General features: G+C 65.0%; 10 protein-coding genes, 1 tRNA gene and 1 pseudogene. 1 reads left to right on the plus strand and 11 read right to left on the minus strand.

Going from position 1 to position 13593, the window contains the following annotated elements:
* Positions 1 to 35 precede the first annotated feature (35 nt).
* Positions 36 to 112: transfer RNA gene (locus tag IVA91_RS21320), tRNA-His, on the minus strand.
* 425 nt (positions 113 to 537) lie between these two features.
* A complete protein-coding gene (locus tag IVA91_RS21325) occupies positions 538 to 972 on the minus strand; it encodes a phasin (protein ID WP_247277493.1) in 435 nt (144 codons plus the stop codon).
* A 681-nt stretch (positions 973 to 1653) separates the two neighbouring features.
* Here IVA91_RS21325 and IVA91_RS21330 point away from each other — a divergent pair.
* A complete protein-coding gene (locus tag IVA91_RS21330) occupies positions 1654 to 5016 on the plus strand; it encodes a PAS domain S-box protein (RefSeq protein WP_247277494.1) in 3363 nt (1120 codons plus the stop codon).
* Between the two features lie 55 nt (positions 5017 to 5071).
* Here IVA91_RS21330 and IVA91_RS21335 read toward each other — a convergent pair.
* From IVA91_RS21335 to IVA91_RS21375, 9 genes and pseudogenes are all read right to left on the minus strand, one after another.
* Positions 5072 to 5254, minus strand: a pseudogene (locus IVA91_RS21335) (hypothetical protein); the annotation flags it as partial.
* 397 nt (positions 5255 to 5651) lie between these two features.
* Positions 5652 to 6824, minus strand: a complete 1173-nt coding sequence (locus IVA91_RS21340) for a thiolase family protein (protein ID WP_247277495.1) — start codon at positions 6822 to 6824, stop codon at positions 5652 to 5654.
* A gap of 347 nt (positions 6825 to 7171) precedes the next feature.
* Positions 7172 to 8761, minus strand: coding sequence for a phosphoglycerate dehydrogenase (gene serA, locus IVA91_RS21345; protein ID WP_247277496.1), 1590 nt, complete (start codon positions 8759 to 8761; stop codon positions 7172 to 7174).
* A 140-nt stretch (positions 8762 to 8901) separates the two neighbouring features.
* A complete protein-coding gene (locus tag IVA91_RS21350) occupies positions 8902 to 10074 on the minus strand; it encodes a phosphoserine transaminase (RefSeq protein ID WP_247277497.1) in 1173 nt (390 codons plus the stop codon).
* A 79-nt stretch (positions 10075 to 10153) separates the two neighbouring features.
* Complete coding sequence (locus tag IVA91_RS21355; RefSeq protein ID WP_247277498.1) at positions 10154 to 10360, minus strand: hypothetical protein; 207 nt, start codon at positions 10358 to 10360, stop codon at positions 10154 to 10156.
* Positions 10361 to 10518: 158 nt separating this feature from the next.
* Entirely contained in the window at positions 10519 to 10983 is a 465-nt protein-coding gene (locus IVA91_RS21360) for a GNAT family N-acetyltransferase (protein WP_247277499.1), read from the minus strand.
* Positions 10984 to 10999: 16 nt separating this feature from the next.
* The gene (locus tag IVA91_RS21365; protein ID WP_247277500.1) at positions 11000 to 11590 is read right to left on the minus strand and encodes a glutathione S-transferase family protein; all 591 of its coding nucleotides are present in this window, start codon (positions 11588 to 11590) and stop codon (positions 11000 to 11002) included.
* Between the two features lie 72 nt (positions 11591 to 11662).
* Positions 11663 to 12472 carry an outer membrane beta-barrel protein gene (locus tag IVA91_RS21370; protein WP_247277501.1) on the minus strand — a complete coding sequence of 270 codons (810 nt, stop codon included), beginning with the start codon at positions 12470 to 12472 and terminating at the stop codon, positions 11663 to 11665.
* Positions 12473 to 12639: 167 nt separating this feature from the next.
* Positions 12640 to 13479, minus strand: a complete 840-nt coding sequence (locus IVA91_RS21375) for an outer membrane beta-barrel protein (protein WP_247277502.1) — start codon at positions 13477 to 13479, stop codon at positions 12640 to 12642.
* Between the last annotated feature and the right edge of the window lie 114 nt (positions 13480 to 13593).

Raw genomic sequence — 13593 nt, forward strand, 5'->3', positions numbered from 1 at the left:
ACCGTGGGCGCAGGGGCTCGACTCTTTGAGATCATTGGTACAGTTGGGTGGGCTCGAACCACCGACCTCCTGTTCCACAGACAGGCGCTCTAACCAACTGAGCTACAACTGCATCCTGGCGAGCCGCGCCTTGGGACGCCCTCAGGTAAGGGCCGGTGCCGAGGGGGGCTGGACGGGGCGGAAACTAGGTGCAACCGGCGTTTTTGGCAAGGCCGCAAAACCCGATATTTGGCCCTCTCCGAGGCGAGATCGGCTGGGCGTCCCTCACCGCTCCCCAGCGGGGAGAGGTCGGATTGCTTTGGCGCGCAAGTGCGCGCCCTGAGCAATCCGGGTGAGGGGCCGCGTCCCGCAGTGAGACCTGATCCCCTCGCCCGGATCGCAACTTCGATGCGATCCGACCTCTCCCTTTGGGAGAGGTGGTCCGAATTCTTGGCGCAGGTCGATTAAACCCAGGCCGCATCACCCGCAGCGTCGTTTCCAAAGAAAAACCCGGGACTTTCGGCCCGGGTTTCTCAATCACTTCAAGTCCGGTCCGCCTCAGGCGGCGGGCTTGTAGAACTTCTCGGCGCTGGCCTTGATCGGCTCGGCGGTCTCGGCGGCGACGCGCTGGCTGAGCTCGATCAACTCCTTGGCCTGCGACTGCAAGGTCTCGAACTGCTTGCGGGTATGGCCGGTCCACAGCTCCAGCACTTCGGCCGGCGACTTGAGGCCGAACAGCTGCTGGGCAAAGTCCAGCTGGGCGCTGGTGTTGGCCTTCATGAACTCCACCAGCTTGGCGGTGTACTCGCTCGCGCCCTTGCTGGCGGAGGTGAACACGGCTTCCACGGTGCCGTTGTGGGTTTCGGCGGCGTCCTTGAACTTGGCGTAGTTCTCGCGGACCTGCGACACGCCCTTTTCGGCGAACGCACGCATCTGCTCGGGAACCTCGAACGGAATGATCGAGGCAGAAAACGGATCAGTCGCACCTGTCATGTTGTCCCTCACGCTAAATGAAAAAATGGAGTGAGCCTTCCGCCCGCCGGCCCCAATTTGGGCCCTCGCATTCAGCGGGTACGAAGACTGGAAACGCGAAACAAATGAGATGGCTCGCCCAGCGCCTAGGACTATGGCAGCCCATCGTGTCAACATTGTGCATTGCACTGTGCCAGGAGGGTGCGTTGCGAGAATTTAATCCCGCAGGATGAAGTTCCCGATTGGGAAACCGGTGGTTGAGTAGCTGGGTGCGTTGTTGGTTAGCCAGAGAGATCCACTCTCTCGTTCCCTCGCCCTGGAGGGGCAGGAGGAGTCCCATTCGGGGACTTTTCCGGAGGGCATCGGCTTGGGTGCAGCATCAACAGTTGGCACCTTTTCCTGGGCTACCCCCCTCCCTAGCCCTCCCCACAAGGGGGGAGGGAACGGGACTTCGTCGTAGCAACGAGGAGTCTCTTCCGCCAACCGGGATGATGAGGGTCGTGCCGCGAATCCCTTGGATGCAACGGCGTTGCGGCTTGCGGGGTCGGCTGGATTAAGGTTATCGCGGCTTTGGGCCGTGTGCGAAGGGCCGCAGCCGTGGACCTGCCCGCGGGCGCAGGCGATACTAACCCCTTCTTAAGGCTGTCATTCGCGGCAGCCGCCTTAACGCGATGCTGACAAGCGAGACTTAAAGCCGGTCGGATGAAGAGTTCGGATTTCCAGTTGCGAGGCGTGGGCGATCCCCGGCTGGCCGTGCACGCGACCTCTCCGCTGCCCGCCTGGCTCTGGTCGATCGACGGCACGCGCGTGCTCTGGGCCAATCCGGTCGGCGCAAAACTGTTCGGCGCGGCCCATGCCACAGCCCTCGCGGACAGGACGTTCGGCCCGGCGGACAGCCACCGCCGCCAGGTCGCCCGGCTCGCCCGCAGCCTGCCGCCGACCGGCACTGTGCGGCTCGAACGGCTGCGCGGCTTCGGCGCCCGGCTCGGCATGCTGATGACCTGCGCCTGCGCCCGCCTCCACTTCGCCGATGGCAGCCATGGCGTGCTTGTCGCCGCGATGGACCCGTCGCTGAGCAGCATGCCGCTGCTCGAGCGGCTGCTTCGTCTCGTCGACGGCGCCAAGGTGCCGATGGCCGCGTTCGCGCCTGACGGCCTGTTCGTCGGCGCCAGCGAGGCCGCCCGTTCTCTGCTCGGCTTTCGCGATCTCGGCGAAGCGGGCCTCGACCGGGCCCGCAGCGAAGCGCTGACCTGCGGCCGCGCCGCGACGCCGATCGGAATCGGCCAGATGGTGCTGCAACGGGTCGGCACGGGCGCCGATATCGGCCTTATCGCGCTGATCGAGCCCACCGCCGCGCAACAGGCGCCCGCAGCATGGGCGCCGGAGAATACGACGGAAGCCACAGCCGAAGCCCCGGTCGAAGCGGCGCAGCAGGACGCCGAGATGACGAACGAGCCGTCATCGCTGGATGCGGAGGCCGGGATCGCATTGTTCGACGCCTTCGCTGAGCCGATCGAAACATCCGACATAGCCGCGACGACGACGCCCGCGCCCGAACCGGCCGTGAGCGAAGCGGCCGTGGACGCCGTGCAAGAACCGGCGCCCGAGCAGACCGCGGAGGCCGCGGCCAAAACTCCGGTTGAAAACTGCGCCCAGGCCATTGTGTCGCCGCGGCCGGCGCCGATCACTATCGGCATGGTCGAGCCGCCGCCGGGCCACGAGAAGACGCCCGCACCGCGTCAGCATCCGCTGCGCTTCCTCTGGCAGATGGATGCCGAGGGACGCTTTGTGCTTCGCTCCGACGAATTCATCCGTCTCATCGGTCCGCACACCGCCGCCCGCTTCGGCCGCCGCTGGCGCGAGATCGCCGCGGAATTTGCGCTCGATCCCGACGGGCGCATCGCAGAGGCGCTCGAGAGCCACGACACCTGGGCCGGCATCACCGTGAACTGGCCCGCCGATGGCGGCGAGCATCTTCCGGTCGAGCTCGCGGGCCTGCCGATCTACGATCGGGAGCGCAACTTCGCCGGCTTCAAGGGCTTTGGCGTCTGCCGCGATCTCGATGGCCTCAACCGGCTCGAGGCGCTCCGCCGCTTCGAGCTGCTGGCCGAAGCGCCGGCGCAGCACGGCCTGTCCGCCGAAAGCGTCGAGCCGGAGGCCGAGGCAGCGACGCCGCCTCCGCCGATCGCGCCGCCTGCGCCCGAGCCTGAAGCCGAACTGCCGGACCCCACACCCGACGCGAATTCACATCCAACCGATCCGGAAACGCCAGTGGAAACGCCGCCTCCAAACGTCGTGCCGTTCCGCCCGCATGGCGATGCACGCTCGCCGACGCTGACGCCGGTCGAGAACAGCGCGTTCAACGAGCTCGCCCGGCAATTGTCCGAGCGGCTCGAGCGCGACCGCGAGACGATTGCCGCCGACACGTCTGAGCCGCCGGCCGCCGAATTCGCGCCCGAACCACCCGCGCCGGAGCCCGAGGCGCCGCAGGCTGCGGCCGAATGGCTGACCGAGCCGGCGCCGCCGGCACGCGGCGAGCCCGTGCGCGACCGCGCGCTGCTCGACCTATTGCCGACCGGCATCCTGATCTATCGCCTCGACCGCCTGCTCTACGCCAACCCCGCCTTCCTCGCGCGCATGGGCTACGCAAACCTGAGCGCGCTGGAGGATGCCGGCGGGCTGGACGCGCTCTATGTCGAGCCGGGCGTCTCCACGGCCAGCAGCACGTCGCAAGCAGGCACGCCGGTGACGATCAGCGCGGCCATCGCGAACGGCGAAGAGCCGCTTGCGACCACGGAAGCGCATCTGCACACGATCGACTGGGACGGCGAGAGCGCGCATGCGCTGATCTGCGCGCTGCCGCAGGCCGCGCCAATGGTCGCCGCGCCCGATATCGCCGAGACGATTGTCTCCGAATCCTTGCCCTTTGCGCCCGAGCTCGAGCCCGCGGCCGGCGATGCCGACGCCGAGGATCTCGCCGCGATCCTGGACACCACGGCCGAGGGCATCGTGATGTTCGATGCCGAGGGCAACATCCACGCCTGCAACCGCAGCGCCGAGGCGCTGTTCGGCTATGACGGCGAAGCCCTGCTCGAGCAGAATCTGGCGACGCTGTTCGCCCCTGAGAGCCAGCAGATCGTCGCCGACTATCTCGAAAGCCTGAAGAGCCAGAACATTGCGAGCCTGCTCGACCACGGCCGCGAGGTGCTGGGCCGCGAGAAGAAGGGCGGCGTCATTCCGCTCGCGATGATCATGGGCCGCACACGGCCGGACGGCCCGAACTTCTTCGCCGTGTTCCGCGATCTCTCCCAGAGCAAGAAGGGCGAGAGCGAGCTGACGCGGGCCCGCCGTCTCGCCGACGGCGCAGCGACGGCCAAAGCCGACATGCTGGCGCGGATCAGCCACGAGATCCGCACCCCGCTCAACGCCATCATCGGCTTCGCCGAGGTGATGATCTCCGAGCGTTTCGGCGCACTCGGCAACGAGCGCTACGGCGAATACATGAAGGACATCCGCGCCTCCGGCGAGCGCGTCATCGCGATCATCGACGATCTCTTGGAGCTGTCGCGGATCGAGACCGGCAAGCTCGACCTCAACTTCGCCAACCTCAATCTCAACGACCTCGTCGAGGCCTGCGTCGTGGTGATGCAGCCGCAGGCCAATCGCGAGCGCATCATCATCCGCACCTCGCTGGCGCATGCGCTGCCGCAGGTCACGGTGGATGCGCGCGCGATGCGGCAGATCACCGTAAACCTGATCTCGAACTCGATCCGGCTTGCGAGCGCCGGCGGCCAGGTCATCGTCTCGACCGCGCTGACCGATCGCGGCGAGATCGCGCTGCGCATCCGCGACACCGGCCATGGCCTCAGCGAACGCGAAGTCGCCGCCGCGATGGAGCCGTTCCGCACCCCGCCGCCAGGCGACGCCGCGGACAGCTCCGCGCTCAGCCTATCGCTGACCAAGGCGCTGGTCGAAGCCAACCGCGCCCAGTTCAACATCAAGAACGCGGGCAATTCCGGCACGCTGATCGAGGTGGTGTTCGCACCGGCGCTGGCGAAGGCGTGAGTGAGCATTTTGCGGAGGGTCGGTCCCAACGGACCGGCCCTCCTTCACGCCGCTCTCAACGCTTGGCCGGCGGGCCGCTCTTGTTGCCCGGCAAGCCCTTAATGTTCGAGGTATCCTGCTGCTGGACGGTCGGGTTTTGCGAGTTCGAGCCAACCGTTCCGGTGCGAGCGGGAGGACCGTTCTTGTTGCCGGGAGCCCCAGCGATACCCGTCCCCGAGTTCTGCGCGCTGGGGACGTTGGCGACACCGCTGCTGCTGTCCGTGCGCGTGTGATCTCCCGGCGCGGTCGCGGCCGAGCCCGGCTTGTCCTGCGCTCCAACGTAGCCCGAGGCGCCGGAATTCTGCGTCTTGAGGCCTTTGTCCGCTTCGCTCTGCACGTTCTGGTTAGGTGTTGCCTGCTGCGCGATTGCGGGCCCCGCCATCAGCGGGGCCGCGATAAGGATGGCTGCCATTGTCGTTCGCATGAGCGTTTCTCCTCCGCTTGCCCCTTCGCGCGTAAACGCCCGACACCGCGAAGATTTCCAAACCAGCCGGAATAAAGCCTTCGGTTGCAGGAACCAGGTCTGCCGTGCTGTCGCTCAAACGAAAGGGCACGGCGCTTGTCGCGCCGTGCCCTACACAATCCTTGCGGTGGTCTCAGTGATAGATCTCGAACAGGCCGGCGCCGCCCTGGCCGCCGCCGATGCACATCGTCACCACGCCCCACTTGGCCTTGCGGCGTGCGCCTTCCTGGAGCAGATGGCCGGTGAGCCGCGCGCCGGTCATGCCAAAGGGATGCCCGATCGCGATCGAGCCGCCGTTGACGTTGTACTTGGCGGGATCGATGCCGAGCTTGTCGCGGCAATACAGGCACTGGCTGGCGAAGGCCTCGTTGAGCTCCCATAGATCGATGTCGTCGATCTTGAGCCCGGTGCGCTTCAAGAGCTTCGGAATCGCGAACACGGGGCCGATGCCCATCTCGTCGGGCTCGCAGCCCGCGGTCGCCCAGGCGACGAAGCGCCCGAGCGGCTTGAGGCCGCGCTTCTCGGCGTCCCTGGCTTCCATCAGCACCACGGCGGCGGCGCCGTCGGAGAGCTGGCTGGCATTGCCGGCGGTGACGTATTTGCCGGGGCCCTTCACCGGCTCGAGCTTGGCAAGGCCCTCCATCGTGGTATCGGGCCGGTTGCACTCGTCGCGATCGACGACGTAATCGACGATCGACTCCGCCTTGGTCTGCTTGTCGACGACCTTCATCTTGGTCTTCATCGGGACGATCTCGTCCTTGAACTTGCCGGCCTGCTGCGCCGCGGCCATGCGGCGCTGCGATTCCAGCGAGAACTCGTCCTGGTATTCGCGGCTGAGCTTGTAGCGTTCGGCGACGATATCGGCGGTGTCGATCATCGCCATGAAGATGTCAGGGGCGACCTTGAGCAGTTCCGGATCGATCGATTCCTTCGGCGAGCCGCCGCCGGGAATCGAGATGCTCTCGACGCCGCCGGCGACGATGCAGTCGGCGCCGTCGGAGCGGATCGAGTTGGCAGCCATCGCGATGGTCTGAAGCCCCGAGGAGCAGAAGCGGTTCACAGAAACGCCGGCGGTGGACTTCGGCAGGCCTGCGAGCAGCGCGGCCTGACGGCCGATGTTCGGCGCGCCATGAGCGCAGTTGCCGAGATAACAGTCCTCGACATAGTCCTTGTCGACGCCGGCGCGCTTCACCGCGTGCTGGATGGCGTGGGCGGCGAGCGACATCGGCGGCGTGATGTTGAACCCGCCGCGGCCGGACTTGGCCAGGCCCGTGCGCGCATAGGAAACGATGACGGCTTCACGCATGTGTTTCTCCCTTGTCGAACGATTTTGAACGGAGCGTCCTTACCGCCATTGGTACACAAAGTTTGGCCGAGGCGGGAGAAATAAAAACGCCGCCTCCGGTGACGGAGGCGGCGTTGTTCCGCGGGTCGGAATATATCTGCGCCGGGACGAAGGATCAGACTCATCAGACTCAAATGGCTGGTGCGAGTCACCTCTCCCCAGCGGGGAGAGGTCGGATTGCCATGGCGCGCAATTGCGCGCCTGAGCCATCCGGGTGAGGGGCCGCAGCATTCGGTGAGAGCCTAACCCCTCACCCGGATCGCATCTTGCGATGCGATCCGACCTCTCCCTACGGGAGAGGTGAAGGATCAGAACGTCAGCGCCTTGGCCTGCTTTACCTGCGGCAGCGCCTGCACCTTGGCGAGCAAATCGGCCGGCACGGCGCCGTCGACCTCGACCAGGGCAATGGCATCGCTGCCGGGCGCGACGCGGCCGAGATGGAAGGTGGCGATGTTGATCTTGGCGTCGCCGAGCAGGCTCGCGAATTTGCCGATGAAGCCCGGCTTGTCCTCGTTGGTGACGTAGATCATCGACTTGCCGAACTCGGCATCGACGCGGATGCCCTTGATGTCGACGAGGCGCGGCTTGCCGTCGGCATAGACGGTGCCCGAAACCGACCGCTCCTGCCGCTCGGTGATGACGGTGACGGTGATCAGGCTCTCATAGTCGCTCTGCGCCGCGCGCACGATCTCGTCCACCACCATGCCGCGCTCCTTGGCGACGACCGGCGCGGACACCACGTTGACCTCGCCCAGCATCGGGCGCAGCAGACCCGACAGCACCGCGGAGGTGATCGCCTTGATCTTCATCTCGGCGACGTGGCCTTCATAGGTGATCTCGACCTTGAGGATGCCACTCTCGGTGAGCTGGCCCGCGAACGAGCCGAGCTTCTCGGCGAGCGCGATGAACGGCTTCAGCTTCGGCGCCTCTTCCGCGGTGATCGAGGGGAAGTTGACCGCGTTCGAGATCGCACCGGTGAGCAGATAGTCCGACATCTGCTCGGCGACCTGGAGCGCGACGTTCTCCTGCGCTTCCGTGGTGGAGGCGCCGAGATGCGGCGTGCAGATCACGTTAGGATGGCCGAACAGCACGTTCTTGGTTGCGGGCTCCTCGACGAAGACATCGAAGGCGGCGCCGGCGATGTGCTTGGAATTGAGCGCATCGACCACCGCCTGCTCGTCGACGAGGCCGCCGCGGGCGCAGTTGATCAGGCGCACGCCCTTCTTCATCTTGGCGATCGCGGCCGCGTCGATGATGTTCCTGGTCTTCTCGGTGAGGGGGGTGTGCAAGGTGATGAAGTCGGCGCGCTTGAGGAGATCGTCGAGCTCGACCTTCTCGACGCCGATGTCCTTGGCGCGCTCCGGCGACAGGAACGGATCGAAGGCGATCACCTTCATGCGCAGGCCGAGCGCGCGATCGGCCACGATCGAGCCGATATTGCCACAGCCGACGACGCCTAACACCTTGCCGGTGATCTCGACGCCCATGAAGCGGTTCTTCTCCCACTTGCCGGCCTGGGTCGAGGCGTCGGCCTGCGGGATCTCGCGAGCGAGCGCCAGCATCAGGGTGATGGCGTGCTCGGCGGTCGTGATCGAATTGCCGAACGGCGTGTTCATCACGATGATGCCCTTGGCCGTGGCGGCGGGAATCTCGACATTGTCGACGCCGATGCCGGCGCGGCCGATCACTTTCAGCCTCGTCGCCTTCTCGATGATCTTGGCGGTCGCCTTGGTCGCGGAGCGGATCGCAAGGCCGTCGTAATTGCCGATGATCTCGGCGAGCTTGTCCTTGTCCTTGCCGAGATTGGGCTGGAAGTCGACTTCGACGCCGCGGTCCTTGAAGATCTGCACGGCGGCGGGCGAGAGCGCGTCGGAAATGAGAACTTTGGGTTTGGTCATGGGTGTGATCCGTGGGTGCGGGCTGCATTTACGGAACGTCATCCGCGGGCTTGACCCGCGGAACCATCTCTCTTGATTGATGGATGGCCGGGTCAAGCCCGGCCATGACGAGTTGAGATAACGCGACGAGTGAAACCTGCTCACGCCGCCTTGGGCAGAGCGGCCTTGGTCTCGGCAAAGGCCCAGTCGATCCACTGCGTCAGCAGCTCGACGTCCCTAGCCTCGACGGTGGCGCCGCACCAGATGCGCAGGCCGGCCGGCGCATCGCGGTAATAGGCGAAGTCGTAGCCTGCGCCTTCCTTCTCGACCAGCGCGACCAGCTTCTTGGAGAACTCGGCCTGCGCATCCTCGGAGAGCGAGGTGATCGCGGGATCGGTGAACTTCATGCACACCGAAGTGTTGGAGCGGATCGAAGGATCCTTCGCCAGGAAGTCGATCCAGGGCGTCTTCGCCTTCCAGTCGGCGAGCACCTTGGTATTGGCGTCGGCACGCGCGATCAGCGCCTTGAGGCCGCCGATCGACTTGGCCCAGTTCAGCGCGTCGAGATAATCCTCGACGCAGAGCATCGAGGGCGTGTTGATGGTCTCGCCGACGAAAATACCTTCGTTGATCTTGCCGCCCTTGGTCATGCGAAAGATCTTCGGCAGCGGCCAGGCCGGCTTGTAGGTTTCGAGCCGCTCCACCGCACGCGGCGACAGGATCAGCATGCCGTGGGCGGCTTCGCCGCCGAGCGCCTTCTGCCAGGAGAAGGTGACGACGTCGAGTTTTGCGAAATCGAGCGGCTGCGCGAATGCGGCCGAGGTCGCGTCGCAGATCGTGAGTCCTTCGCGGGTCGCGCTGATCCAGTTCGCGTTCGGCACGCGCACGCCAGACGTGGTCCCATTCCAGGTGAAGACGACGTCGCTCTTGGGATCCACCTTGGAGAGATCGGGGATCTCACCATAGGCTGCGTTCAGCTTGGTGACGTCCTTGAGCTTCAATTCCTTGACGATATCGCTGACCCAGCCTTCGCCGAAGGATTCCCAGGCAAGCGTGGTGACGGGCCGCGCACCAAGCAGCGACCACAGCGCCATCTCGACCGCGCCGGTATCCGAGGCCGGCACGATGCCGATGCGGTAATCGGCGGGGACCTCGAGCACTTCGCGCGTCAGATCGATCGCGAGCTTGAGCTTGGCCTTGCCCACCTTCGCGCGATGCGAGCGGCCGAGGGCTGCGTCCTTGAGATTTTGGGCGTTCCATCCGGGGCGCTTGGCGCAGGGGCCGGAGGAGAAATGCGGCACGTTCGGCCGCGAAGCGGGCTTCGCTACAGTCATGATCTACCCTTCCAGATAGTAAGCCTCCCGTTGGGGGGAGGTGTCCCGCCGCGGCTGATACGGGAATCGGGCAGACCAGTCAAGGAAGTTCCGGCGTCTCACGGCGGAGTGAAGGCGCCTCCGGCGCGAGATCAGGCGAGTCGACGGCAGCGAGCGCATTCAGCAAGTCCGTGGCTTCGCTGATCAATTGCGCGGCTCTGCGGCGGCTGCCGACCTTCAAAATGCATTTGTCATTGGCCTGCACGACGTAGTCGTTGCCGACCTTGATCATCGAATAGCTTGTCATCGAAATCCCCGAACCGACCGAGCTCGGTGTCTGACGCTGCCGTAGCACCGTTCGTTCCTTCATCAATGTGAACGACGGACGGGTAGTTTACCGGCTCTTAACACGAACGAATGCGCGATCCGATTCCGCTGATCGCGCAACGCCTGCGTCACGCTGCGTCAAAAGCGGACAGTCATACCGACATGACTCGCCGTGAAGCCGAGCCGCTTGTAGAAGCGCTGCGCATCGACACGCGTCTGATGCGTCAGCAGTTCGACGAGATTGCAGCCGCGTGCTTTCGCTTCCGCAACCGCCCATTGCACCAACCGCTCGCCGATGCCGCGGCTGCGACAATCGGAAGCAACGCGGACGTCTTCGAGCAAACCGCGCACGCCGCCTTGCGAGCTGATGCCGGGCAGGATCGCGAGTTGCAGGCAGCCGACCACCCTGCCCTCGCTCTCGGCGACCACAAGCGTCAGATTCGGATCGCGCTCGACCCGCGCAAATGCCTCGTAATAGGCGGCGGGCAGCGGATCCTCCACGCGCTCGCGTGCGCGTCCGAGATGATCATCGGCGAGCATTGCAACGATCGCGGCGATGTCGTCGCGGCGCGCGCGGCGAATGGAGACGGCTTCGGCGTTCATGCGCGATGCTCCAGACTCAGCGCGCCGGCGCAAGGCCGAGAAAGGCCTCGGTCTGGTCGATCCAGCGGCGGATGGCCGCAAAGCGGCCGAGATCGAAGCCGCCCTCATGCGCAACGCGGGTATAGGCGAGCAGCGAGACATCCGCGAGCGAAACCGCCTCACCGGCGAGGAAGCGGCTGGCCGCAAGATGCTGCTCCATGCGCTCGAGCGCCGCATAACCGCGCTTGACCTTCTCAGGATCGAGCTCGGAGGCCTGCTTGCCGAGATAGACCAGGAGGAAGCGGCACACCGCGATATAGGGCTCGTGGCTGTACTGCTCCCAGAACAGCCATTCGTCCATCTTGGCAGCGATGAAGGCGTCGCGCGGAACGAGGGCGCTGTCGCGTGCGAGATAGCGGATGATGGCATTGGATTGCGCCAGCGTGCGGCCGTCGTCGAACGCGACGGTCGGCACTTGGCCGGCGCCGTTCATCTTCAGGAATTGCGGCGTGCGCGTCTCGCCCTTGCTCGTGTCGATCTCAACCCACTGATAGGGCAATGCGAGCTTGTCGCAGACCCACTTCACCTTCAGACAATTGCCGGAATTGCTATCGCCGTAGATCTGCATCGCCGCCGTCCCGCTTTTGGGCGACAGAGCATCAGGACGGAAGGAGGCTGTCAACCGCGGCGTGTCGCCGCGTCAGAACTTGTAGCCGAGGCCGGCGCGGACGGTGTTGATGCTGGTGTCGACCTGGGACGTGAAGCGAATGTATTCCCACTCGGCGCGCATGAAGAGACCGCCGACGAGGTTGACGTCTACACCGAGGCCGCCGCTGTAGCCGTAGATCAGATGATTGTGCTGCGCTTCGCTCGCGGAGACCGGCCCCAGCAGAACGCCGGCGGGCGTCACGTAATCCTGAGCACTCACCGTGCGAACGATATCCGCGTTGCCGAGCGCGAGCCCGCCGAACACGTAGGGCAGGAAGCAGCCCCACGCGTAACCGGCCCTGCCGCGAAACGTTGCCATGTCCTTGATCGCGATCGAGGCCGTCGAACTCGCAGTCACGCTGTGCACGTTGCCGTCGGACAGCTGGAGGCTACGTGCTTCGCTGGCGGTGGTCGATCCTCCGAACTTACCGTGCAGGTAACTGGCTTCCAGGCCGATCACGACATCGTCCCACTGCCCATTGTAGCCCGCGAAAGCACCGTATCCACTGCTGCGCTGAGAGGCCTTTCCGAGGCCGAGATTCCATTGCGAGACCTGCATCTCCTGTTCGATCAGGGTGTCCGCGAGCAGCGCGGCCATCATATTGCTGGTCGACCCGTTGAAATTTTCGTCGGACGAGCCATAGCCGCCCTGGCCTCCGACATAGAAGCCCTGCCAGTTGACGCCGGATCTCGTCAGGCCGTCGGTGAAGCTGCCGCGCAGGATCGGCAGGTCCGGCATGTCGGCCGCATTTGCGGCGGACACCGTCCCCAACATCGCCGCCGCCACCATCAGCCTACGCATCGCAACGCTCCATGGACTCGAACAGTTGCGATGATCATCCCCTGTTAACCTTAACCAATGGTTGCGTCCGCCACGTTCGTCGCTGCTGCGCCATGAAAAATCCGCAAAGCAAAACGGCGCGGGCTGACCCCGCGCCGTTAAGAGACTTTAACCGATGAGGCTGCCGATCAGCCCTTGGTGACCAGCGGCGGCGCGTAGACCGGCGGGCTGTTGAGATCCCAGCGCACGCCGAGCTTGACGTCGTGCGAGGTGAGCTCCCTGATCTTGATAGAGGTCGGACCGGAGGCACTGTTGTCGAACAAGCGGTAGTTGCCAGGCGCCGCGTCGCCGAGGTTCATGTAGCTGTAGGCCAGTTCGACGGTGAACCCGGGATTGACCTTGTAGGCGAGACCGGCGTGAGCGGCCCAGGCGAAGTTCCACTTTCCGCTGTCTGCGAAGTAGGCGACGCTGTTGCTCGGAGTCGGGGTCAGCGCGGCGCTATAAGAAACGCCGTCGTCACGGAAGCCACTGATCTTGTTGTAGGAGCCGCCAACACCGGCGCCAATGAACGGGGTGATGCACCACCAGGTGCCGAGATCGACATAGGCATTCGCCATGACGACCCACTCGGACTTGCTCCCGCTGTAATTGTTTGTGCCGACGAAGCCGGGTCCAATGACGTTGTCCGCACCGTGCAGGTTAGCCTTGCCCCGGTACTGGCCGATCACGTCCGCACGGAACCAATTGTTGAAGCGATAGCCGACGCCGAGATCGAACAGTGGCGAAGAGTCGAAGCCGAGTCCCTCAGTCGACTTCTGATACCCAGCCGGCAGCGCGCTATCGATGCGCTTGGCACTCTGGTTGGTCATGCCAATATCACCGCGCAGATACCAGCCGCCGAAATCGGCGGGCGGGGCCGGCGGCGCGTACATCGGAGGGGGCGCCGCGATCGGCATATCGGCGGCGAATGCCATCGACGAGATCAGGGTTGCCGCACCCGCGGCGAGGAGAGACTTAACGCTACGCATTGGCTTCGTCCTTATGGCCGGTGAGGCAAAATGCAGCCGCCCCACGTTCTGGAAACTCACGGGAGGACGATGGCACCAAATGTTTAAGCGCCGCTTAACCCTAATTTTTAAGGT

This window comes from Bradyrhizobium sp. 153, assembly GCF_023073835.1.
GTDB lineage: Bacteria > Pseudomonadota > Alphaproteobacteria > Rhizobiales > Xanthobacteraceae > Bradyrhizobium.

What these genes read in the sequence shown, in the direction of transcription:
- IVA91_RS21340 (WP_247277495.1), bottom strand. Translation starts at nt 6,824, where the DNA reads ATGCGTGAAGCCGTCATCGTTTCCTATGCGCGCACGGGCCTGGCCAAG.
- IVA91_RS21325 (WP_247277493.1), bottom strand. Translation starts at nt 972, where the DNA reads ATGACAGGTGCGACTGATCCGTTTTCTGCCTCGATCATTCCGTTCGAG.
- serA (WP_247277496.1), bottom strand. Translation starts at nt 8,761, where the DNA reads ATGACCAAACCCAAAGTTCTCATTTCCGACGCGCTCTCGCCCGCCGCC.
- IVA91_RS21360 (WP_247277499.1), bottom strand. Translation starts at nt 10,983, where the DNA reads ATGAACGCCGAAGCCGTCTCCATTCGCCGCGCGCGCCGCGACGACATC.
- IVA91_RS21330 (WP_247277494.1), top strand. Translation starts at nt 1,654, where the DNA reads ATGAAGAGTTCGGATTTCCAGTTGCGAGGCGTGGGCGATCCCCGGCTG.
- IVA91_RS21370 (WP_247277501.1), bottom strand. Translation starts at nt 12,472, where the DNA reads ATGCGTAGGCTGATGGTGGCGGCGGCGATGTTGGGGACGGTGTCCGCC.
- IVA91_RS21355 (WP_247277498.1), bottom strand. Translation starts at nt 10,360, where the DNA reads ATGACAAGCTATTCGATGATCAAGGTCGGCAACGACTACGTCGTGCAG.
- IVA91_RS21350 (WP_247277497.1), bottom strand. Translation starts at nt 10,074, where the DNA reads ATGACTGTAGCGAAGCCCGCTTCGCGGCCGAACGTGCCGCATTTCTCC.
- IVA91_RS21365 (WP_247277500.1), bottom strand. Translation starts at nt 11,590, where the DNA reads ATGCAGATCTACGGCGATAGCAATTCCGGCAATTGTCTGAAGGTGAAG.
- IVA91_RS21375 (WP_247277502.1), bottom strand. Translation starts at nt 13,479, where the DNA reads ATGCGTAGCGTTAAGTCTCTCCTCGCCGCGGGTGCGGCAACCCTGATC.